Here is a 24,162-nt window from a genome sequence, read left to right on the forward strand (position 1 = left end):
TCCGGGCGCAGGTCGTGGACCCGGTTGACCTCGTTGATGATCGCGGTGATCTCGTCGTCGACGGAGTGGCTCAGGCCGCCCGCCGGCCCCGCGTCGTCCCGGCTCAGAAGTTCCTCGTAGCGCCGGAGCGAGGCCGGGGTCCGCAGGTCCGGGTCCAGCTCGCGCGCGGCGCGCAGGTCCGCCCGCATCGTCCTGACGGCCCAGCGGAGCATCGTCCGGTACTCCAGCATCCGCGCGTTCTGGCCGAAGGTGAGCACCAGCGGGCCGTTCGCGCCGCCCTGTGCGCGGATGTGATCCACGATCGGGTGGTGGGCGCGTCCGGCGGTGTAGTTCCCGGCCGCCGCGTCGACCAGCAGCGAGGGCAGGTCGAAGACCGGCGCGGTGTCCAATCTGTTCCAGACCGCCGGGTCCGTCCGATTCCGCAGCGCGTCCTCGGCCTGCCGCCGGTTCTCGGCGATCTGGGCGAGCAGCTCCTCGTACTGGGCCTCGAACAGCTCGACGTACACGTCGCCGGAGACCGGGTCGGAACGGACCGGCGCGCCGATCTTCTTGGGGCTGCGGAACAGGTGGTGTTCGGTCTTCTGCGCCTCCACCCACCACTGGCCCCGGAGGCGCAGCAGCAGGAGCGAGCCCAGCTCCTTGGCGTGTCCCTCCCGGCGGTAGTTCTCGGTGCCGGCGCTGTTGTGGTTCGCGGACGTGATCCGGCTGCCGCTGTTGTTGAAGCTCCAGTTGTGGTCCGGACGCTGCGGCGGAGCCCCCTCCGGCTGGGGCGCCTGCGGGTTGATCACGTCGCCGCCGTTGACGCCGTAGTCGCCGACGCCGCGGGCCAGGTCCGTGCTGTTGTTCGCGGTGGTGCCGCTCTGGTGCTTGATGTAGCGGCCGGTGCCGGTGCCGCCGTCGGACATCCGCATGATCACCTGGGCGTCGTACACCTCGCCCTGGACCGACAGGTTCACCCGCTCGGAGCTGTTCCCGCCGATGATCATGCCTTCGGGGAGCGCGTACCGGTTGCCGCCGATCGTGTCCCGCACGTGGTTGGTCAGGTGCGACCGCGACAGCAGCGTCGGCAGCGAGAGGCTGGACCGGAGGTTCGGGTCGCCCTTCTTCGTGCCGAGCGTGCTCTGCGCCCAGCCGGGGCCGAGCAGCCGGTCGAGCATCGCGCGGGCGGCCGGGTACAGCCCGTCCAGGACGACGCCGACGAAGGCCGCGTTGCCCGGCATCTTCGGCAGCGGGAGGAGGTCGCGCAGCCGCTCGGGACCGCGCAGGTTGCCCGCCTCGGCGAGGGCGTGCGGAATCTGGAGGTTCAGCGTGCCCGGCACGGTGATGCCGGACGTCGCGCTGTGCCGGGTCCACCGGTCGAACCCCCGCAGGAGCAGGTTGTTGAGCGGCCGGCCGGACATCTTGAGCCGCCGCACCCGCACCGTCATCTCGTGCCGGTACTGCACGGCGTAGTGGTTCGCCCAGTCGTAGACGGTCTGCTCGCTGACCGCGTTCTCGGCGCGGGTCGTGCCGCGGTGGTGGCCCACGGCGGTCTTGAGGTCCACCGGGCCGCTCGCCTTGGCGTTGCCGGCGCTGAGCTTGGCCGGCATCCACGCCTGTGAGCCGTCGCGGGACTGGGACCTGGCCGTGCCGATGTAGCCGTGCAGGTAGTTCTCCAGACCGGTGTTCCACTTGTAGTCGAAGATCTCCGGGTCGGAGGTCAGCACGTCTTTCAGGTTCACCTCGACGACGTCGGTCAGCAGCCAGCCGACCGGGTTGACCAGGTAGAGGGAGAAGCCGTCCCGGCCGAGGAAGTCCTCCCACATGGCCAGTTCGCGGCTCCGGGCGAAGATCGACTGCAGGGCGTCGACGCCGCCCTGCATCCGGCCGATCCGCCGGCCCTTCCCGTCCCAGATCTCCGCGCCGGCGGCCAGCATGCCCGGCGCCACCTGCTCGATCCGCTCCCGTACCAGGTGGTGCAGGGACTGATAGCCCTGGTAGTCCGCGTCGTACAGGCCCGAGTGGCCGAGGAGACGGCCGGCCGGGTCCTGGCGCGTCAGGTACTCGGGCAGCTCCATGAGGTGGTACGGCCGGCGTGGGTTGCCCAGCGACTTGCCGAATACGGCGTTGAAGCGCTCGCGGACCGGCAGCGACTCGATCGGCGCCCCGCCCTCCTGGTGCAGTTCGGCCAGCGCGCCGATCGCGGCGCTGCGGGCGCCCCGCGTCTCGGGCGGCAGGTCGGGGACCTGTTCGTGCCAGCGCAGCAGGGTCCGCGCCGCCACCTCACCGCTCAGCCACGTCGTGCCCTCGCGCCACCGGGCCAGCACCTCCTCCAGCCGCGCGTCGGTGAGCGCCGGTCCCTCGCCCGAGGCGTACGCGACCACGTCGTCGGGCATCCGCGGACGCAGATACGGGTCGTACGGGTCGCGCAGGTCCTGGCCGAACGCCGTGTTGAACCGCTCCCTGACCTGCGGGTCCAGGATCGGGGTCGCCCCGGTGCGGTGCAGGCGCGCCATCGTGCGGACCAGCTTGCCGCGCCGGATGCGCGCGTCCTTGGGCAGGACCCGCACGTCGCCCCGCCAGCGCGTGAGGATCTTCGCCGCCAGGTCGCCGCCGAGCTTGAGCCGGCCGGTGTTCCAGCGGAGCATGGCGTCCTTGAGCTGGCGGTCGGAGATCGCGAGGTGCCCGTCGGCGTACTGGGCGAGCGCCTCCGGCTCCGGCAGCAGGAACACCATCGTGCGCGGTGGCATCCGCTCGGTGTGGGACTTCGGCGTGCCGCTGGGCCACAGCTTGGAGTGGTTCTCCAGGCGGCTGCGGACGGTGAGGTCCACCGTGGTCCGGAAGATGTAGACCCGGTTGAAGTCGAGCTGGATCGGCTCCTTACCGCCGGTGGCCCCCATGGTGGTCGAGCGGTTGTGCTGCCAGTGCCGGTTGACGTCCGTCTCACCGGTAAGGCTCGCGGCCCCGGCCTCCCCACCCGCCGCGGCGTCGAGCTGGTCCCAGGTCCAGCCCTTGGAGCTCTGCTGGGTGACGCGGCCTTCGGCCAGGAACAGCCGGATGATGCCCAGGACGAACTTGTCCTCGGTGGCGCCGGCGAACGTCGTCCGGCCCATGGCGCCGCTGATGTCCATCGCGCCGAACTTGTCGCGGAAGACTCCGGACTCGAACGGCCGGTCGGTCGTGTACTCGCCCTGGAGGATCTCCTTCAGGTGCGCCCGCATCTCGATGGTGCCCGCGAAGGTGTCCCGCATCGACGAGGCCTTGCCGGCGGGGTCGGTGAGGTGCCCGAGCGCCTGCACCGCGTCACGGGCACCGGTGGTGTCGAGGAAGTACACGACGCCTTGGTCGAGCACCTTGGCCGGCGTCGGGCCGGGCGTCGTCGGGCCCTTCTCGGTGCCGATGGGCAGCACGTACGCCAGCGAGGTCTGCTCCGGCACCGTCCACGCCGGCGGGTTCCGCCGTCCCGCGCGGATCCGGCCCTGGGTGCCCGAGTGCTGGTACTCGACCTTGATCTCGTAGTCGTCGGTCAGCTCGAACTCGTCCACGACGCCGGGGTACTCCAGCAGCTCGGGACGGTTGTTGAGGTAGTTGACCGCGTCGGAGGCGCCGACGATCCGCTGCCACTCGGCGCCCATCATGGCGGTCTTCAGCGCCAGGTAGAGCGCCTTCACCTTGAACCCGAACGCGAGCTTGCGGGTGTGGCCGACGGACATCCCGGCGCTGTCCATGCCCATCGCCAGGTTGACGGTGTGGAACTGGTCGGTGCTGCGGAGGAAGCGCGGCGCGTGCCCGGCGCTCCGTTTCGCCGTGATGGTGACCTTGGCCGAGTCGACGTCCAGGTCCACCCCCATGCCGCCGCGCCGCTTGCGCAGCGTGAACGTCATGCCGTCCTGGCGGATCTGGTCGTAGTAGGAGTCCAGGCCCCGGCTGGAGACCATCTTCTCGAACAGCTCGAGGTTGTCGATCCGGCTGTCGGTCTTGTTGCCGTGCGCGTACCAGGCGTACTCGCCGAACGGGTCCTCGCTGTCGGCCGGGAGGAACCCGCTGTCGCGCAGTTCGGTCTCCAGCAGGCGGTGGATCTCCTCGACGGTGCCATCGGCCACCATGGGCAGGCCCATGCCGAGGCCCTTGCCGTCCGCGACCCACTGCGGAGCGGGCTTGGTGGCGGGATCCTTCGGGCGCGTGCCGAGGCCGCGGATGGCGTCCCTTCGGAACGGCACCTCGCCGCCCTGCCGCGGCGGGTTCTTCAGCGCCGCACGGTCGACCGGGAAGCCGTGCTCGAACGCGGCCGTCTCCGGCATCCGGAGCAGCGCGCGGCCGGTGACCGCCGAAGTGGTCCTCGGGGCCCGTTTGTTCGCCTTGCCGCGGACGCTGACCGTCGCCTGGTGGGAGAACCACGCGTCGTACCCGGCGGTGTGCGAGGTGTCGCGCGGCACCACCACGTGGAGGCCGACCCGGCCCGTCGACAGCGAGTCGACGTTCGAGGAGGTGTAGTTCAGGTATCCGCTGACGCCCAGGCCCAGGTCGGGCAGGCCGGGCGGGCTCGGCACCAGGTCGAACTCGACGCTCGGGAAGGTCACCGTGCTGCTGTTGGTGATGCTGTGCCCGCCGCTCGATCCGTCGATGGCGGTCCGCACGTTCTCGATGTGGGACTTGTCGCTGGTGGCGCCGACCCTCGTCGCGGCCAGGCGGCGCGACTTGACCGCCACCGTCGCCACCTGCCGCCCGTACTTGTCGTGCAGCGTGAAGCGGTAGCCGCGGTCGGTGTTGACCGCGGCGTCGAGGTGCATGTTCAGGTTCCACAGCTTCTGCAGCAACTCCTGCCTGGGCAGGCTGCCCATCGGCAGCTTCAGCCCCTTCGCCCGCAGGGCCGACACGATCTCGTCGAAGAGCCGGGGGAGGTTGGTCAGGCCCGACGCGAAGAAGAACTTGGGCAGCTTCGTGCCCTTGACCGCGTCGCCGGTGGCCGTGACCTGGTCCCCGTCCGGCTCTTCGAGGTAGTGGCCGGTGATCCACAGCAGCAGTCGTTCGTTCGTCGGGCCGGTCAGCCGGTGGACCCGGGTGTTCTTCCAGCTCTGGCTCGCGTCCTTGCGGACCTTGAACGACCAGTTCGCGGTGTAGGCGACCAGCGTCGCCTCGGCCCGGTTGTCCTCGACGTGGCCGCCCTCGGCGTCGGCGACGTGGGTGTTGGACCGGTTCGACTGGTTGGCGGTGCCGGAGAGCCCGCCGCCGACCTTCACCACCTGGAGGACGCCGGGTGTCGCGCCGATGCCGAAGGTCAGCGAGATGGCGCCCCGCGTGGCGCCCGCCTGCCCGGACTCGGTCTGCGTGTGCGCACCGGTCGCGAACACCGAGTTGATGGTGTCCACCGCGTGGTGCTCGCCCTCCACCTTCGGCAGTGTCGAGGGGACGAGCGTCGACCCGGCGGGGTTGTTCAGGGTGTGCGGGTCGGTCGGGTCGAGCGTGAACAGCACCTCGCCGTCGCCGATCGGCACCATCAGGCCGCTCGTGCCGTCGTCGTCGTTCGCGCTGAGCAGGTACGGGTAGTTGGCCAGCAGCCGCTGGGTCAGCAGGCTGAATTCCTTCTCGGTGAACTTCACCCCGGCCTGGTCGAGCTGCCGCCGGACCGCCCGCAGGAGCTCCGGCTGTTGCGGCAGACCGGCGCGCGGCACGCCGATCGAACGGACGGCCGGATTGGCCTCGATCGGCACCATCGCCGGCGCCGGCTCCGGCGGCTGCGGGGCCGGCGGTGCCGGCAGCGGCGGCGCGTCGCCGTCCCGTCGCTCGGGAACGGTGGACGAGGACCCCGGATCGGGGTCGGGGCTGGGTTCGGCGACCCGGTCTCCGCCGCCCGGCCTGCCGCCGTACAGGCCCATGACGATCGGGTCACCCCGCGTGTCGCCCGGGGTGTAGAGGCGGAACCACTCTTCCTTCGGGTCCGCGCCCTCGACCGGCCCATCGGCACGGCGGGAGGTCACCTCTCCCGTCGCCGGGTCGAACGCCACCTCGTGCGGGGTGGCGAGGACGGGCTCGTCCATCGCCCGCGACAGCGGCTCGGCCACCTTCGCGCCCCCGGAGAACGCCAGGAGGGGCCGCAGGTCGGGCGCCCGGCCGGCGATGGCCGAGGCGATCGCCTCCACCGTGATCTCCTGGTCGCCCGCCATCAGCCGGCCGTCGCGCAGGTCGCCGAAGACGAGCACCACGCCCGCGGGAAGGACGTCGTCGAGCCGGCTCAGCATCCGCGCCGCGACCGACGGCTCGGGCATGTTCGTGCCGGGCAGCCAGACCGCCAGCGGACGGCCGTTGACCACGCCCACCTGGGTCTGCTGAAGCACGTCCTCGATCCGCATGGCGGGCGGGGCCGCGGTCTCGGCGGTGCCGGTCTGGGCGGTTTCGGTCTCCGTGGCCGGCGACGGCTCGGGCGTGAGCCCTTCCTCGGGCTCAGGCTCGGGTTCGATCACGGTCGGCTCGTCGGCGAAGCGGACCTTCTTCGGCGGCGTCATCAGGGCCCGCGCGAGATCCCTGCCGGCCTCGGTCCCGGCGCGGGCGATCTCGGCGCCGACCAGCGTCCGCCACTCCCGCGGCGCCCGTTCGCGGGGGGCCTGCCCGGCGGGCGGCCGGGTGATCGCCTCGCGGATGACCCGGTCCGTCTCGGCCCCGATCTGCCGAAGCCGCGCGTCGGAGACCATGCCCAGTGTCGTACGGGCCCGCTCCGGGTCGCGCCGGGCAGCGTTCGCCAGCCGCTCGACCAGCTTCACCGCGTCGCCCGACTCCGGCAGGCGCGGCAGGCCGAGAAGGTCGGCCGCGAGGTCGTACGCGCCCCGGTGCCCGCTCCAGGGGATCTCGGCCGCCACGAGCAGCCAGACCAGGGCCTGCCGGCGGGCCTGCCCCCGCATCACCGCCGGCCTCGGGTAGTCGCCGGTCAGCTCCCGTACCAGCGCTCCGGCGTCGTCGAGGAGTCGCAGGTACTGCGCTTCGGAGTCGTCCCGCACCTTCTCCAGCGTGGTCCGGGCGATGTCCAGCCGGCCCTCGTCGACGCGGAGGGGCGGCGGACGGAGCGTGAGCCGGGGTCCCGAGGGGCGCTCGCTCAGCAGCCGCCGGGCCAGCGCCTCCCCCGCCGCCCGGCCCGACCTCGCCAGTTCCGCCGCGACCAGCAGCCGCACCCGGTCGACGCCCGACACCTCACCACCGGGATCGTGCGCCGACGGGACCCGGCCGCTCAGGTCACCCACGATCGTGCCGGACTCGGCCATCACCTCCGCACGACGCTCCTCCGGCAGCGCGCCCAACGTCGTACGGGCCCGGCCGAGGTCCAGGGGGGACTCGGGGGGACGAAGTGTGAGGCGCGGCCCGGACGCGGGCCTGGTCAGCAGCCGCCGGGCCAGGGCTTCGGCGTTCGCCCGGCCGGACCGAGCGAGCTCCGCCGCGACCAGCAGCCGCGCGGCGTCGGTCCGGGTCACGCGGCCGCCGGGGTCCTGCTCGGCGGGCACCCGGCCGGTGAGGTCGCCCACGATCGTTCTCGACTCCCGCAGCACCTCCGCGCGCTGCTCCTCGGGCAGCCCGGCGAGGTACTCCCGTGCACGGCCGAGGGCGGTCGGCGGACGCGGGCGTGGAGGCGGCGGGGTGGCGGGCACCTCCCGCACGGTGCCCTGGCCCACCTCGGGCGCGGGCTCGGTGACGACTGGCTCCTGTGCGGTGACCGCCGGCTCGTGGGTCACGGTCTGCTCGGCCGGAGGCTCGGTGGGCTCCGGGATGGGCTCGGGACTCAGGGCGGGTTCCGTACCGGTCGTGGGCCGAGGCGCCGTCTCGGACGGCTTCTCCAGCAGGGTGTAGGTGCCGTCGCCGGACCGCGACCGCAGCGTTCCGCCGCCGCCTCCGGAGGTCCCGTGGCCACCTTGGCCCTGTGCGTCGGTCAGCTCGCCGAGGGTGTGGATGTTGGGCTTCGGCGCCGGCCGCGCGGGCTTCACCGTCGGCGTCCCGAGCTGGGCCCGCTTCTTCGCGGACTCCTCGCGGACCTCGTTGCTCAGGCCCTTGATGCCCTCGCCCCTGCCGTCGCCCTCGCCCAGCGCCTGGCCGGGCCCCGCGAACGGATCGCGCTTCGGCTCGGCCCTGGGCGGCGTCGGCGGATCGTTGACCGTCATCGGCCTGCCGTTGAAGCCGTTGCGCGTCCGTGCGGACGGATGCTCGGCCGACGGCTCCGCCACGGGTTCCGCCGGGAGGTCGTCGACGGTCATCGGCCGGTCGTATCCCGGGCCGCTCCGAGGCCGCCCGCCCGCAGGCGCCGCCTGCCGGCCGCCCGCCGAATCCTGCGGGTCGACGACGACCTCGTCGCCGGGCTCCTCGCCCAGCCGCATCCCCGGACGCTCGAACGGCGACCCCGCCACGGGCGCGCTCGTGCCGCTCAGCGTCACCGGATCGTCCACCGTCGCCGGACGGTCGTACCCGGGGCCCCGCCGAACCTGCCGCTGCTGTCCCTCGCGGTCGGCGTCCGCCAGGGCGCTCTCGTGATCCTTCGCCCACGCGGCCCGCTCCTCCGGGCCGAGCCCCTCGATCCCCTGGCCGGTGCCCTCCCCCAGCCGCCGTCCTCCGGCGGGGAACGGATAACGGGCTTCCGGGTCGTCCCGGCTCGCGTTGCCCCAGGGCAGCGACTCGACGAAGTCGGCGTCGTCGGCGTCCCGCCCCGTGGCGGGGAGGCCGTCGGTGCCCCTGGGCAGCGCGCCGATGAGACTTCCGCGCGGCCAGGGTGTCGCGGCGGCCTGGACGGCCTCGCGCGGGAGGTTCCCGCTCATGGGCAGGAACCGCAGGCTGCGGAAGCCCGAGGGCAGGTCCGCGTCGCCGCCCGTCTGCGGGTCGAGGAAGTAGACCTTGCCCTTGAGGTTGACGGCGCCGACGACGTGGTCGACGTCCGTGCCGTGCCTGCCGATGAGCACCAGGCCGTGCGCGCCGGGCCTGCCGTCGAGGGCGTCCTCGATGGCCCGGTAGCCGGCCACGTCGATCGGGTCGCCCTTGCCGAGGTTCGCCAGATGCTCGTACTGTGACGCGGCGTCCGGCGGCACCTGGTAGTAGGCCTGCCGGGCGGGGTCCTGCTCCGGATGCAGGCGCATCTCTTCGAGGGTGAGATGCAGTCCGATGCCAGCGAGCAGGCAGTTCGTGAGGAAGTCCGCGCCCTTGGCGTACAGCGGGTTGATCTTGGGCAGCCAGGGGATCTCCCGCCGGATCCCCTCCGGGCCGAGCCTGGTCTGCGACCATCCCGTCAGGTCCGACCCGGCCGCGCCGCCGAGCGGATCCAGCGCGTGCTCGTCGGGGAACCTGCCCTCGTAGGCCACGTTCCGCCGTAGCTCTTCCTCGCTGTACGGGGCGAAGTGCCGGTACCGGCGCCAGTCGTCCACGTACTCCAGGGCCGGGTCGTCGTGCCTGAGTTCCTTCAGGGCGACGGCGTAGCCGCGCATCAGCTCGTGGAAGCTGTGGTGTCTCTGCGACCGCATCACGGCGAACATTGCGGCGCGAAGGAGCCCGTGGTCGAGGTCCTTCACGCCTCGCCACCGGGTGATCCGCTTGAGGTTGTAGGCGAACTTGTAGGCCGAGCCCGACGTGCCGGTGTCCACCAGCCCTCCGGTCGCCTTCGAACTGTGCTGGAAGTCGCTCGTGGCGAGGGGCAGCTCGCTGTTGTGGCCGGCCGGGATCCACGGCAGTGCCTCGCCCTCGCCGATCAGCGCCCTTTCGGTGTCGCTGAGCGGGGGCCGGACCTGCGACGCCTGCTCGGTCGTGCGGAGGACCTTCTGCTCCTCCGCGACGGCCGCCTCCTTCTCGGCCGGGGACAGGTCCGACGCGTTGATCTCCGCGAGCCGCTTCTCGAAGTGGTCGCGCGCCGGAGTGTTCACGCGCTGCGTGCGCTCGGCCTCGATCTCCGGGGCCATGCCCTCGCTCCCTCTCAGGAGCCGGGGGACCATGCCGCTGGCCACTCCGTTGAACAGGAAGGTCATGCGCTCACGGAGGTTGCCGGAGTCGACCACCCGTTGCAGCTCTTCCAGGGACTTCCCGACCCGGCCGGCCACCCACTCGTCGTCGGTGCCGTACATCGGGCGCGATTCTTCCGACGTGTGGTCCCAGAGGGTCTTCACGAGTTCGCCGATGTACCCGGTGACCCGTTCGTCCTGCGACACGTACTCGGCGAGCCGCTTCTCGTACCGGAGAGACTCCTCCATGTACCGGATGCGGGCCAGGTCCTCGGGCGACGCGTCCTTGGGCACGAACGGCGTCGTGTCCGCGCCGACGAGCCGCCCGTGCGGCCAGGGCTCCGGCCTGACCTCGATCGCGTCGCGCGGGAAGCCGTTGCTGGTGGGCAGGAACTGCAGGCTGCGGAAGGCGACCGGCAGGTACGCCTCCCGGCCGTTCTGCCCGTCCAGGAAGACGACGCCGTTCTCGTCGTGGACGACGTTGAAGACGTGGTCGACGTCGGTGCCGTGCACGCCGACCAGGACGATGCCGCGCGCGCCGCGCCCGGCCGTGCGCATCGCGTCGTGGATCGCCTGGTAGCCGGGCACGTCGAGCGGGTCGCCCTTGCCGAGGTTCGCCAGATGCTCATGCGGCGAGGCGACGTCCGGGGGGACCTGGTAGTACGGGAGGAGTGCGGGATCCTCGCCCGGGTGCAGCAGGGCCTCTTCCAGGGTGAGGTCCACGCCGATCCCCGTGAGCAGGCAGTTCGTCCGGAAGTCGCCGCCCTTGGCGTAGAACGGGTTGATCTTGGGCAGCCACGGATACGCCCGCCTGGTCGCCTCCTCACCGAGCCTGGGCGGTGACCACCGCGAGACGGTCGTCCCCTCCCTTGCCGCCAGGTGCGGCGGCGTCAGGGCGCCGAGCAGCTGCGGATCGTCGGTGAGGTCGCGCGGCCGGAACGTCGCGTCGGCCCACTCGATCAGGTCGGCCGCCTCGGTCCGCAGGACGGCCGCCGGTACCGCGTGCGCGGGGTCGGCACCGAGCCCGGCTGCGAGCCACGCCGCGAGCGTCTCGTACATCCCTGACCGGAAGGCGAGCACCGCGCGGAGGAACAGCGCGCGGTCCACCGGCCCGAAGTCCAGATGCCGGAAGGACCGGAACACCCACTCCGTACGGTCGTCCGGCCTGCGGGTCACCTCGTAGCCGCGCGCGATCTGTTCGTCGAGCCAGTCGCCGGGCCGGAGACGAGAACGCTGCGGTCGCTCGCCCCAGAGCGAGCCGAGCCCCTTCTCCTGTGCCTGCACCGCCCGGAAGAACGCCCGGAGGTGCTCCTCCAGCGACCACGGCGAGTCCTCGCCGAGGAGGCGCTCCAGCGTGACCGCCGGCTGTTCCTCCCACCCGTCCAGGAAGCTTCGCGCGGCCTCGTCGGCGGGCACGTGCTGGGCGATGGTCGTGTACAGGCGGTGGTTGGCCCGGCGGACGACGCCGGCCAGGCGTGGGTCGAGACCGAGCGCGCGCGAGAAGTCCCTCTCGTAGTTTCGGCGGTTGCTGATCCAGAGCCGGTCCTCGTAGACGTCGCCGTAGCGGACGGGTGCGTCGGCCGGGCGGACCTCGACGGCTCGCGGCGGTTCGGCCGCCGGTGGCGTTTCGGCCGGCGCGAGCCGAGAGGCCGCCGTCCACGACGGCCACTCCGGCGGTGGAGCGGGCCGTGACTCACCGGCCGTACTCGATCGCGCCTCCGCCGGCGTCTGCTCCGGTGCGGCACCGGCCGGTCCGGGGAAGAGACGCGAGACGAGCTCCGGCCGGGAGTCGCCGAGCACGTCGCGTACCAGCCGGCCGAGCGCGGGGTAACGGCTCAGGGTGCCGGAGACGGGGCTGGGGCCGGTCAGCTCGGTCTCCAGGCGACGTGCCGCGGTCCGGGCCGGGTCCTCGCCGGCGCGCGACTCCTCCAGGATCCGCGCGGCGCGGCGGACGTAGGTGAGCTCGTCCAGCGCACGCGCGTGCTCGACCAGGTCATCGATCTGGTCGTGGATCCTCGCGTCGAGGGTTCGCAGAGACTCGACGCGATCCAGCAGAAGGGCGTGTTCCGCTCCCGTGATGGCCGCCACGGTCCGGCCGATCGGGTGCTGGGTCCCATTCTCGAAGTGCCACGTCGACGGCGCCTTGCCGAACTCGTTCAGCGCCGCCGCGCGCACCTGTTCGACCGTGCCGGTCAGAAAGAGGTTCCGGGAGTCGGCCGGATCGACCCCGATGGCGGTGAGCCACTCGCCGGGCGTCCGCGGCCCGCGCCCGAGCGCGGTGTCGATGACGAGCCAGCCCGGCCGCCCGTCGGCGTCGCGGGCCCACACGACCGGAGCGGTGTGATGGAACCACTCGACCAGCGTGGGTTCCACCGAGCCCGGCATGTTGCCCGAAAGCAGGCCCAGCTCCGGCTCCGCCCGCTCTGCGACGATCTTGCCCACCGGCGCGCCCCACTGGAGAAGCCGCAACACCGTCAGGTGGGCCCGCAGGTCACAGCCGTTGTAGTGGTACTCCATGGGCAGGCGGAGGACGCCGTGCTCGGGGTGGTGGAAGCGCAGCTCGGTCAGCAGGTCGTACCACCGGCTGACCTCCGCGTAGGAGACCGGTTCCGGGCGTACCTCGCCGAACAGGCCGTCGGCGGAGGTCGGCAGCACCTCGCTCCAGCGGTGCGACGGGTCGGTGCCGTACTGGCGGGCCCAGAGCGCGTTCACCTGATCGACGAGCGACGCGCCGTACTGCTCCTCGTACGCGCCCTCGACGGCCCACATCCGGCGTGGGTCCCCGTCGAGCAGGCGCAGCCGCGCGAAGATCTCCTCAGCGTCGTTCTCCGCCGCGATCGCGTCGCGCAGGTCGCGGGTGAAGGCGAGGACCTCCGCGGAGGCCGACGCCTCTTTCACCGAGCCCGCGATCGGACCGGGCGGCGGGGCTCCGGTGGTCGCCTCCCGCGGTCCGCCGAGGTACCGGTGGACGTCCGCGGCGAGGGCCGGGGTGGCCCGTCCGGCGGCGACCGCGGCGTTCACCGCCTCGTCCAGCGACGTGCCGGTGCGCTCGCCGAACGCGGTCTGGAACGTCTCCGCCGTACGCCCGTCGCCGAGCGACGCGCGGAACCGGAGCTGCCGGAGCACCTCGGCGTGGTTCACCGGGCCCTCGGCCAGCAGCGCGGCGATCCGGCCGGCGTACACCGCCTCGTCCGGCCCGGCGAGGAAGGCCGGCTCGGCCGTCGCGCCGGGTCCCTTGCCTCCCAGGCCCCAGCTCTTTCCGGTGAGGTGGATCTGCGCGATCACCTCGCCCGCCGCGCGCATCCCGTTCGCTCGTTGCCACGAGGCCAGCGCCGCGTACCGCTCGGGCAGCCGTGCCCGCAGCGCCGCGGCCCGGTCCCCGTCGTCCGGCACACCGGCGCCCCGCAGCACCTGGCGCGCCCCGCTCCACAGGTCGTCCAGCTCGCTCCGGCTCAACGCCGTCGGCGTCTCCGCCGTGAAGTCGTCGTCCGTCCCGGCCCGCGGTGGCCCATCGGCCGGTGCGGGCAGGATCCGCAGGTCATCGTCGCCGGCCACCTCGCCGGGGCGCCGGACCGTGCGGGGCTCGGCGTCCCGCGCGCGGACCGTCGTGCGTCCGTAGTGGCGCCGCAGCTCCTCCAGGTCGTAGAACTTGCTGTTCGCCGACACCGGCCTGACGCCCGGCGGGAAGGCGGTCTCCTTCTCGTTGTGGAGCATCCGGACGAGGTACGTGTCGCCCTTCTGGAACACGTCCCACTGGATGTTCGCGGCCATCGGCGACACGGACTCGCCCCGCCAGGGGTTGTCGGCGTGGGTGTAGGGCCGCTCCGGGGTCGCCGGCCTCTCGCCGCCCGGCAGGCCCAGCAGCACGGCGAACGGGATGACCACCTCGGCGTGGGCGAAGCGCAACACGGCGCCCAGGTCACTGGTCCCCGCCCGCTTGGCCTCGATCTTCGCGAAGAAGTCGTCGAGCAGGACATTCGCCATCTTGTAGGTGATGTCGGTGTCGGCGAAGCCCGGCCCCTTCTTGTAGAAGGTGTTCGCGTCCCCCAGGTAGGAGAACCAGGACGCGGCGTGCGTGGAGACGTACGGCTCCAGGTTCCAGGTGCCCTCGACGCTCATCGCCGGAACGATGCTGTAGAGCTCGTACACCGCCTGGGCCGCGTCGAGTCCGGTGCCGATGCCGAGGGAGGAGAACTCTCCGGCGAAGATCCGCTCCACGAAGGCCGGGGTGAAAATCGTCAGCAGTGTGTCGCGGGCCGCGTCCTGGCTGGCCGGCTGCTCCCTTATCTCCCGGAGCCGGGTCGCGAGGCGCTCGTCGCTCGCGAGGTAGGCCTGGTAGTCGGCGCTTCCCCCGGCCCGGTGGAAGTAGAGCAGGTCGGGGTCGCTCGTGGCGGGGGCGATGAACGGTCGCAGGGCCGGGTCGGAGGCGGCGAGAGCGGCGGCGAAGACGTTGCCGCTCTCGCCCGCCCGGCCCTTGCCCGAGTTGACGACCTCGATCCGCCCGGAACTCTCCGCGATCTTCGTGAACAGCCCGGGCAGGCGCTCGCGCATCCGCGCGGCGGCGCCCTGCAGCTCCTGCCGGCCCCGGCCGCTGAGGTTGCCGTACCCGATCGCCGCCATCGCCTCGCGGAGCGACCGTACCTGCGGGCCGAACGCCTCACCGTCCCGGGTGAGGGCGCCTTCGCCGGCGGCCAGGTCCCACAGTCGCACGAGCTGGTCCCCGTACTTGCTCTTGTTCGCGGCGCGCGAGCCGTGGCGGAAGACGCTCTGGGTGAACACCGGGGTGAAACCCGGTGGCGGCTGCTCGTACGTCCGCGGGTCCTGCTGCGGCGCGTACGGGGTCTTCGTGGCGTAGCCGCGCCGGTCCCCGGACCGGGCCGGCCGTTCGCCGGGGTCCGTCTCCGGCGGGGCGACGTCTCTCCCGCCGGCCGGCTGCCGTACGGGCCGGGCGACGACGATCGCGTGGGACTCGGTGTTGAGCGCCCGCATCATCGTCGGGAGCGACACCAGGCCGGTCGTGCTCCGCCCGGTGAGCAGGACGCGATGGCCGCCGGCGGTGACCAGCGCCGTCCCGGTGCCGCTCGGCCCGGAGAACCAGATCCAGGAGTTCTCCGGCAGGTCGCCCGGCAGCAGGTCGACCGACTCCGCCGCCATGTCCGGCCGTCGGCCGAACATCTCCCGTACGCGCTCGGCCCGTGTCGGGCCCTCGGTGGACAGGTACCGCGCCGCCGCGCCCAGGGCACCGGCCCGCGCGATGTCCTGGACGCTCGGAACCCGGCCCGGCTCCCCCCGCATGAGCCAGAACAGCGGCCGGAAGTCGGCCACCGGCCCCACCCGGGTCCAGCCCGGCGTGACCATTCCGTCCGGGCCGACGACGTGCTGCCCCTCCTCGTTGCGGTAGAGGTGCGCGTCGTACGGAACGCCGTCGCGCGCCGCCGTCAGCAGGCTCACCAGGCGCCGCTCCGGCGCGCCCGCCAGCCGGTTGAGCTGCTCGTCCCGCCGGGCGACGCCGCCCTCGAACGCGGCCACCGCCCGTTCGAGCGTGGCCGGCCCGGCCTCCCGCTCCCGTACGGACGGGGGGACCAGATGCGGCGCGACCGTGACGAGCGCCACGTTGCTGTTTCCCCCGACCAACCAGCCCCGACCGACCTCCCGGACCTGGGCGAACGACCGTGACGCGGGCGTCGAGTCGCGCAGCGCGCCGGGCGGGTCGACCAGCCGGCCGGCGCCGTCGAGGTCCAGGGAGTACAGGTGCGTGGCCCGCCGCGGCGGCTCCACCGGCAGCCCGGAGTCCCGCTCGAACCAGCGGATCCCGTCCCGGTCGTTCACCACGACGAACCGCCCGCCGGTACCCGCGCCGTCGGCCGTCACGACGATCGCGACGGCCCCTCGACCGGCGCCGAGGAGCGTGTCGTGCAGGGCGTCGATCGCGGCCGGCAGGTCCGTGACGTCGCGGGCCCGGTACGCGAGACGGATGCGGCGCTCGTCCAGCTCCAGCTCCGTGTCGCGCAGCAGCTCGTCGGCCGCCGTGATGTCCTGGGCGGCCCGCGCCGCGCGTTCGGTCAGCGGGCGGATCGTACCGGTGGCGCGCAGGTCGGCGAGCAGTCCCTCGACCGCCGCGAACCGCCGGCGGGTGTACTCGAACTCCCGGGCGATCGGCTCCTGCTGTTCGGTCAGGTCGCGGACCCGCGCCCGCGGCTCCCGCAGGCCGTCCTCCAGCGGGGCGATCTGCCCGCGCAAACGCGTCAGCTCCGCCTGGGCGGCCTGCTCGGCCTGCCGGTCCCGCGGGCTCTGCCGGGTCTGCGGGCTCTGCTGGGCCTGCGGACTCTGGCGTTGCCGCTGTTCGTCCAGGATCTGCTGTTCCCGCTGCCGCAGCGGGTGGAGGCGGGCCTCCAGGTCGTCGACCTCCGCCTGCGCCGTGGCGATCGCGCGGGCGAGCCGGGCGTCCTCGTCCGAGAGGCGGCGCACGATCGGCTCCCAGGCCGCCGTCGCCTCGGCGGCCCGGTGGAACAGGCCGGGCAGCGCGGCGTTCTCCACCGCCATGCGCTCCAGCCGGGCGGCGGCCTCGGCGAGCACGGCCTGCTCGAAGGTCCGCTGGTGCGACCAGGAGGTCTGGTAGAACTCCGCGAGCCGGGCCGCGTCGAACCCGTGGGCGGCGGCGGTGGCGCGCGTGCCGTCGTCCCAGAGACCGGCACGCGTCGCCTCGTCGGCGGACAGCATGGCGCGTGTGCCGGACGCGGGGTCGAAGACGTGGATCCGGCCGCCGGGGTCCACCCAGTACGAGCGCGCGGTCCCGTCCGCCTCCTCGACGTCCACCCGTACGTGCGAGACGAGCTCGGCCGCGATGTCGCGGGCGAGGTGCACCGGGTCCACGCCGAGCAGCGCCACCTCCGGCGGGAGCGCCGCCGGGGCGCCGGCCGTGTTGTCCGGGCGGAGCGCGTGGACGCCGTTGACCTCGTTGATGATCCTGGTGGTCTCCTCGTCCAGGACACGAGTGAGGTCCGCGACCCGGGTGCCGGCCGGTAGGGCCACGCCGCGCTCCCGGCCTTCGAGCAGCGCCAGCGCGCGGTCCGGGTCGCCGGCCGTCCCTCGCAGCGCCTGGCGCCGGGCGTCGATCGCGCGGCGCGCGGAGCCGCCGGCGTCCGCGCCGGCCCGGACGGCCGCGTCCAGGGTGTCCGTGGACCACTGGCGGATCGCCCGGTAGGTCGCGATCCGGGCGCTCTGCCCGTACGTGAGCACGAGCGGGCCGCCGGCCCGGCCCTCCTCGCGCAGGTGACGCACCAGGTGGTGGTGGGCGCGAGGGGCCGTGTAGTGGAGTTCCGCCGCGCGGCGCAGCAGCGGCGTCAGGGCGACGTCCGGCGCGCCGTTCAGCCCGGCCCACGCCCGCGGGTCGGCCCGCCGCTCCAGGCTCCGCCGCGCCGCCTCCTCGTTCGCGGCCTTGTCGGCGAGGAAGGTCCGGTACTGCGCCTCGAACATCAGCACGTACACGTCGCCGGTGAACGGGTCGCTGTGGACCTCCGCGCCGACCGGCTTCGGGTCGTGGAAGAAGGTGCGCGACGTCTTCTGCGCGCCCAGCCGGAACTGGCCGCGCATCCGGATCAGCAGCGTCGCGCCCTGCTCCTTGGCGTGCTGCTCTCGGCGGTAGTTCTCGGTGCCGGCGCTGTTCTGGTTCGCCGAGGTGTTGCGGCTGCCGGAGCCCGCCAGGCTCCAGTTGTGGTCCGGGCGCTGCGGCGGGGCGCCCTCGGATGCCGCGGGCAGTGGGTTGATCTTGTCGTTGGCGGAGACGGAGGACTCGCCGATGGTCCGGACGTGGTCCGAGCTGCTGCTCGCGGTGGTGCCGCTCTGGTGCTTGATGTAGCGGCCGGTGCCGGTGCCGTCGACCATCCGGCCGATGACCTGCGCGTCGAACAGGTCGCCTTCGAGCCACATCTTGGCGCGCTCGCCGGACTCGCCGGCGACGAACAGGTTCTCGGGGAACTCATAGCGGTCGCCGCCCGTCGCCTCCCGCAGGTGGTTCGCCAGGTGTGACCGCGACAGCAGCACGGGCAGCGACAGGCTCTTGAGCACGTCGGTGTCGGCGGCCTTGGCGCCGAGCACCTTCTCGTACCAGCTCGGGCCGAACAGCTCGGTCAGCATCCCGTCGCCGATGCGCCGCAGGCCGCTCACGATCACGCCGGAGACGAAGGCGTTGCCCGGCAGCTTGGGCAGCGGGAGCAGGTCGCGTACCGGGCTCGGACCGAAGATCGTGCCCGCCTCGGCCAGGGCGTGCGGGATCTGCAGGTCCAGCGTGCCGTCGAAGGTGTCGTGCGCGGTGCGCCGGAAGCCCGTCCACTTCTTGAACCCGCGCAGCAGCAGGTTGTTCAGCGGGCGCCCGGACATCTTCACGTGCCGGACGTCCACCGTCAGCCGGTGCCGGAGGCGTACGGCGTAGTGGTTGGCCCAGTCGTAGACGGTCTGCTCGCTGACGGCGTTCTCCGCGTGGGTCAGCGCGCGGTGGTGTCCCTCGGACGCCTTCAGGTCGGCGGAGCCGCCGCCCTTGCCGCCGCCCGGGGAGAGCTTGGCGAACATCCACGCCTGCGAGCCGTCGCGCGACCGGGACTCCGCGGTGCCGATGTAGCCGTGGGAGTAGACCTCCAGACCGCGGTTGCGCCGGTAGTCGAGCACCTCGGGCGCCGAGGTCAGCTCGTCCCGCAGGCTGATCTCCACGACGTCGGTCAGGAGCCAGCCGACCGGGTTGACCAGGTAGAACGAGTAGCCGTCCTCGCCGAGCAGCTCACCCCAGATCGCCTGGTCGCGCCCGTGCGCGAAGATCCCCTCCAGCGCGTCCACGCCGCCCTGCATCCGGCCGATCACGCGGCCCTTGCGGTCCCAGACCTCCGCGCCCGCCGCCAGCATGCCCGGCGCGACCCGCTCGACCAGCCGCCGGACGTTGTCGTAGGTGGTCCGGCCGTTGTCGTAGGTGAGGTCGTCGATGCCGGCGTGGCCGAGGTGCCGCCCGCCCGGGTCCTCCCGGGTGAGGTACTCCGGCAGCACCATCCGGTCGAAGGGCAGCCGCGGGTGCGAGAGCTTCTGCTTGAAGGCCGTGTTGAACCGCTCGCGGACCGACAGGGAGGTGATCGGCGCGGCGCCCTCCGTGTGCCGTGCGGCCAGGGCGACGACCAGCGGCGCGCGCCGTACCGGCAGCCCCTCCGGCGTCTCGGGGACCTCCTCGTACCAACGCGTCAGCGCCAGCGCGACCACGTCGCCGCTCAGCCGCAGGTCGCCGTCGCGCCACTGACCAAGGAGTTCGGCCAGCCGCTCGTTCGTCAGCGTGCCCCGGCCCTCGGTGTACGCGAGGAGGTCCGGCGGCATCACCGGGGTCTCGAACGGGTCGAACGGCGCGCCGAGGCTCTGCCCGAACGCGTGGTCGAAGTCCGTCCGGGCCTGCTGGTCCAGGACCTGGGCCTCGCCCGTACGGTGCAGCCGCGCGAGGGTCCGGGCGAACGTCGCCGGGCGGACCCGCACCTCGGGTGTCTCCTCGTGACGCCGGATGAGGACGCGCGCCAGCAGGTCGTCGCTCAGCGGGAGGCTGCCGTCCTGCCAGCCGTTCAGCACCTCGGTCAGCCGCCGGTTCGTGAGCCGCGGCCCGCCCTCGGCGTACGCCCGGACGTCCGCGGGCGGGGCGGGCGGGGTCGCCGGGGCGGTGGCGCGGGCGAGCGAAACGCCGAAGGCGGTGTTGAACTCGTGCCGCAGCCGGCCGTTCAGGATCGGGGCCGCGCCGTCGCCGTGGAGGCGGGCCAGGGTCCGGACCGCCCGCGCGCGCCAGATGTGAAGGTCCCGCGACGGCGCCGGCAGGTCCCGGTACGAGCGCAGCAGCACACGCGCCACCACGTCGCCGCGCATCCGCAGGTCGCCGTCCAGCCACTGCCGCAGCACCTCGGCGAGATCCTGCTCCGAGAGCGCCTGCCGGCCCCGGGTGTACGCGGTGACGTGGGCGGGCGGCGAGGACCAGGTGGACGGGTCGTGGGCGGCGCCGAGGCCGTGGCCGAAGACCCGGTTGAAGTCGGCAAGTACCTGGGCGTCCTGGATGCGGGCCGCGCCCAGGCCGTGCCGGCGGGCCAGCGTCCGGGCGAACTTCGTGGTCCGCACCTGGTCGGGCAGGTTCGCCTGCCAGCGGGTCAGCACCTTCGCGGCGAGGTTCCCGCTCAGCTTGAGGCTGCCGGCCTGGACGCGGCGGAACATGTCCCGCAGGTAGCGGTCGGACAGCGGCAGGCGGCCCTCGGCGTAGTGCGCGAGCGCCTCGGTCTCGGGCAGCGCGAACGCCATCAGCCGCGGGGCCATGCGCTCGGTGTGGTGCTGCGGGCGGCCGGTGGGCACCAGCTTGGCGTGCTTCTCCAGGCGGCTGCTGACCTCGAAGTTCACCGTGGTGATGAAGGCCAGCTCGCGCTCGAAGCTGAGCTGGAGGCGCTCGTCGCCGCCGACGCGCCCGCTGGTGCGAGACAGGTTGCGCTGCCAGTGCCGGTTGAGGTCGTTCTCGCCGGTCAGCGAGGCGTGCCCCACCTCGCCGCCCCCGGCGAGGTCGAGCTGGTCCCAGGTCAGGCCGTGAGAGCTGCTGTCGGTGATCTTGGACTCGGCCAGGCCCAGCTTGATCAGGCCCAGGACGGCCGGGTCGTCGGAGATGCCGGCGAAGGTGACGTCGCCGAGGGTGCCCCGGATGTCCATCGCGCCGAGCCGGTCGCGGAGGAACCCCGACTCGAACGGGCGGTCCGTGGTGTACTCGCCGTGCAGGATCTCCTTCATGTGCGCCCGCATCTCGATGTTGCCGGCGAAGGTGTTCCGGTCGGCGGCGGCCATCCCGGCCGGGTCGGCCAGCCGGCCGAGCGCCCGCACGGCGTCGCGGGCGCCCGTGGTGTCCAGGAAGAAGACGACGCCCTGGTCGAGCACGCTCGCGGGCGTGGGGCCCGTCAGCGTGTCGCCGATGTCGGTGCCGAGCGGCAGCACGTACAGCTCGGCGGTGCCGCCCTTGACCTCGATCGGCGCCGGGTCGCGCCGGCCCTTGAGGACCCGTCCCTGCCGGCCGGAGTGCTGAAATCTCAGCTGGACCGTGTAGTCGTTGGTGACGCGGGCCACCCGGACGCGCTCGCTCGTCTCCCGCAGGTCGGGCAGGTTGGTGAGGTAGTTCAGCGCGTCCGTGGCGCCGACGCTCCGCTGGTACTCGATGCCCATGACGGCGGCCTTGAGCGCCTGGAAGAGCCCCTTCGCCTTGAACCCGACGGAGATCTTCCGCGAGTGGCTGAAGGCCATGCCGGAGCTGTCCATGCCCATCGCCAGGTTGACCGTGTGGAAGTTCTTCGTCGTACGCAGGAACTCCGGCGGGTGCGCGGCGTCCGGCTGCGCCCTGATCGTGATCTCGACGGTGTCGACGTCCCAGTCGACGCCCGCGCCGCCCCGCCGCTTGCGGAGCGTGAACGTCATGCCGTCCTGCTGGGTCTCGTCGTAGTGGGAGTCCAGGCCACGGCTGGAGACCATCTTGTCGAACAGCCCGAGGTTGTCGACCTGGCTGTCGGTCTTGTTGCCGTGGGCGTACCAGGTGTAGTCGGCGAAGGGGTCGTCGTCGTCCTTCGGCAGGAAGCCCTCGCGGCGCAGGATGGGCGCGATCGCGTCCCGAATCCGCTGGACGGTCTCCGGGGCGACCATCACCAGGCCGGTGCCGACGCCCTTGCCCTCCTTGACCCACTGCGGCAGCCGCCGCTTCGCGGGGTCGGTCTCCGGCCGGTCGGAGCTGCGGACCGCGTCGTCGGTGAACGGGACGGTGTTCTCGCCCTTCTTCGGCGGCTGCCTCAGCGCCGTGCGGTCGACGGGGAAGCCGTACTCGAAGGCCGTCCGCTCCGGCATCCGGACCAGCGCGTGCCCTCGTACCGGCCGGGTGGTCGCCGCCGACCGTGTCTTCGCGCCGCCGCGGACGCTCACGGTGGCGCGGTGGGAGAACCAGACCCGGTACGCCGAGGTCTGCGAGACGTCACGCGGCACGAGGACGTTCAGGCCGGTCCGCGCCCCGGAGATCGTGTTGGTGTTCGTGGAGGTGTAGGTCAGCCCGCCCGAGAAGCCGAGCCCGACGTCCGGGTTGCCGGGGATCGGGGCGAGGTCGAACTCCACGTACGGCAGGGTCAGGCTGCTGGTGTTGGTGATGGTGTGGCCGCCGCTGATGCCGTCGATGGCGGTCCGGACGTTCTCGATGTGCGACTTGTCGCTGGTCGTGCCCACACGCCGTACGTCGGCCAGCCGCTCGGACCGAATGGTGATCTTCGCCACCGGCCGCCCGAACCGGTTGTGCAGGTCGAAGTGGTAACCCGACCTGTTGTTGACGGCCGCGTCCAGATGCATGTTCAGGTTCCACAGCTTCTGGAGCAGCTCGCGGCGCGTCAGGCTGCCGAGCGGCAGCCTCATCCCGCGCGTGCGCAGCGACGCGACGATCTCGTCGAACAGCCGGGGCAGGTTCGTCATCCCGGAGGCGAAGTAGTACGCCGGGAGCTCCTTGTCCCGTACGCGTGCGCCGGTCGCGGTGACCTGGTCGGACGTCTTGTCCAGGTAGTGGTCGGGGATCCACAGCAGCAGCCGTTCGTCGGTCGCCTCGTTGTGGGCGAGCTTGTGCGGCGAGATCCGGGTCCAGCTCTTGTCCGGGTCGGTTCGTACCTTGAACGACCAGCGCGCGGTGTAGGCGATCAGCTTCGACTCGGACCGGTTGTCCTCGACGTGGCCGCCCTCGGCGTCGGTGATGACGGTGCTCGACCGGTTCGACTGGTTGGCGGTCCCGGACAGCGTGGCGCCGACCTTGACCATCTGGAGGATGAAGGGCGTCGCGCCGATGCCGAACGTCAGCGCGAGCGTGCCGCGGGTCGCCCCGGTCTGCCCCGACTGGGTCTGGGTGTGCGCGCCGGTCGCGAACACCGAGTTGATCGTGCCGGTGGCCTTGTGGTCGCCCTCGACCAGCGGCAGGTCCGACACCGTCATCGTGGAGCCCGCCGGGTTGGTCAGCGTGTGCGGGTCCTGGGGGTCGAGGCTGAACAGCAGCTCGGCGTCGCCGATCGGCACCTGAAGGCCCCGCGTTCCCGTCTCGGAGTCGGTGCCGATCAGGTACGGGTAGTTCGACAGCAGCCGGTGCGGGAGCAGGTTGAACTGGCTCTCGGTGTAGTGGGCGCCGGCCCGGTCCAGCTCCTGCCGGACCATCGCCATCAGCTCGGCCATCTGCGGCAGGCCCGTACGCGGAACGCCGATCGAGCGGATCATCGGGTCCAGGTCGGCCGGTTCCATCGCCGGAAGGGTGCCGGTCTCCGAGGGCTTCGGCGGGCTGGGCGGGTTCGCCGGTGCGGGCGGGCCCTCGGACTCGAGCTTCACGGGCACCGGGTCCGGCACCGTGATCGTCGGCTCGGGCTCCGGGGCGGGCCTGCCTTCCTCCCGGCCTCCGGCGAACAGCCCCGGCGAGAACGGCTTGGTCTCCTCCCCGAGGGCGAAGATCTGGAACCACTCGTCCTGCTCCAGCCGGTCGCCGGCGTCGCCGTCCGGGCGGCGCGGCACCAGGTCGCCGGTCTTCTCGTCCAGCGTCGCCTCGTACTTGGCGGCGATGACCGGCTCGTTCGTGGCCTCCGACAGCTCCCGGGCCATCGTCGTGCCGTCCTTCATCAGCAGGAACGGCGACAGGCCCGGCGCCTTCTGCATGATCGCCAAGGCCACCGCGACGACCGGAAGCTCCCGGTCGTCGTGCACGATCCGGCCGTCGTGCATGGCGCCGAAGACGAACACGGTGCCCTCGACGCGGAGCTTCGCGAGCCGGGCGAGCGTCTTGGCGTCGAACTCCGGCACCCCCGGCAGCCGGATCGCCACGACGCCGCCCTCGTACGCCTCCGCCGTGGTCTTGGCGATCACTTCGCCGACCGGCATCACCGGCGGGCCGCCGGGCTTCGTGGTGACCGCGGGAGTCTTCTCGGCGAACGAGTCCCCGATGGCGTCGTACGCCGGGAGCGCCTCGTCCTCGGCCGGCGTCTCGCCCTCGGTCACCGGGCCGAGGTCGTCGGGCTCGAACTCCTCCAGGACGGGCTCGCCGAGGTCGTAGGCGGGCGGGTGCTCGGTCTCGACCTCCGGCAGAGGCGGGACCTCGGGCCCGGTCTGGCTCTCGGTCTCGGTCGGGGGCTCGGCGGTCTCGGTGGGCGGCTCCTCGTCGGCGAACCGCACCCGCTTCGGCGCCGCCCGG

At 72.8% G+C, this 24,162-nt stretch carries 1 protein-coding gene (cut by both window edges); it reads right to left on the reverse strand.

Every position in this 24,162-nt window falls within one protein-coding gene, locus tag ABEA10_RS19615, for a toxin glutamine deamidase domain-containing protein, read on the reverse strand. The gene is 55,866 nt long; 12,604 of those nucleotides lie to the left of the window and 19,100 to its right, leaving coding positions 19,101-43,262 in view (codon 6,367, partial, through codon 14,421, partial); reading right to left, the first codon wholly in view occupies window positions 24,159-24,161. Both codon boundaries (start and stop) fall beyond the window edges.

Source organism: Actinoallomurus oryzae (genome assembly GCF_039541955.1).
GTDB classification, from domain to species: domain Bacteria; phylum Actinomycetota; class Actinomycetes; order Streptosporangiales; family Streptosporangiaceae; genus Actinoallomurus; species Actinoallomurus oryzae.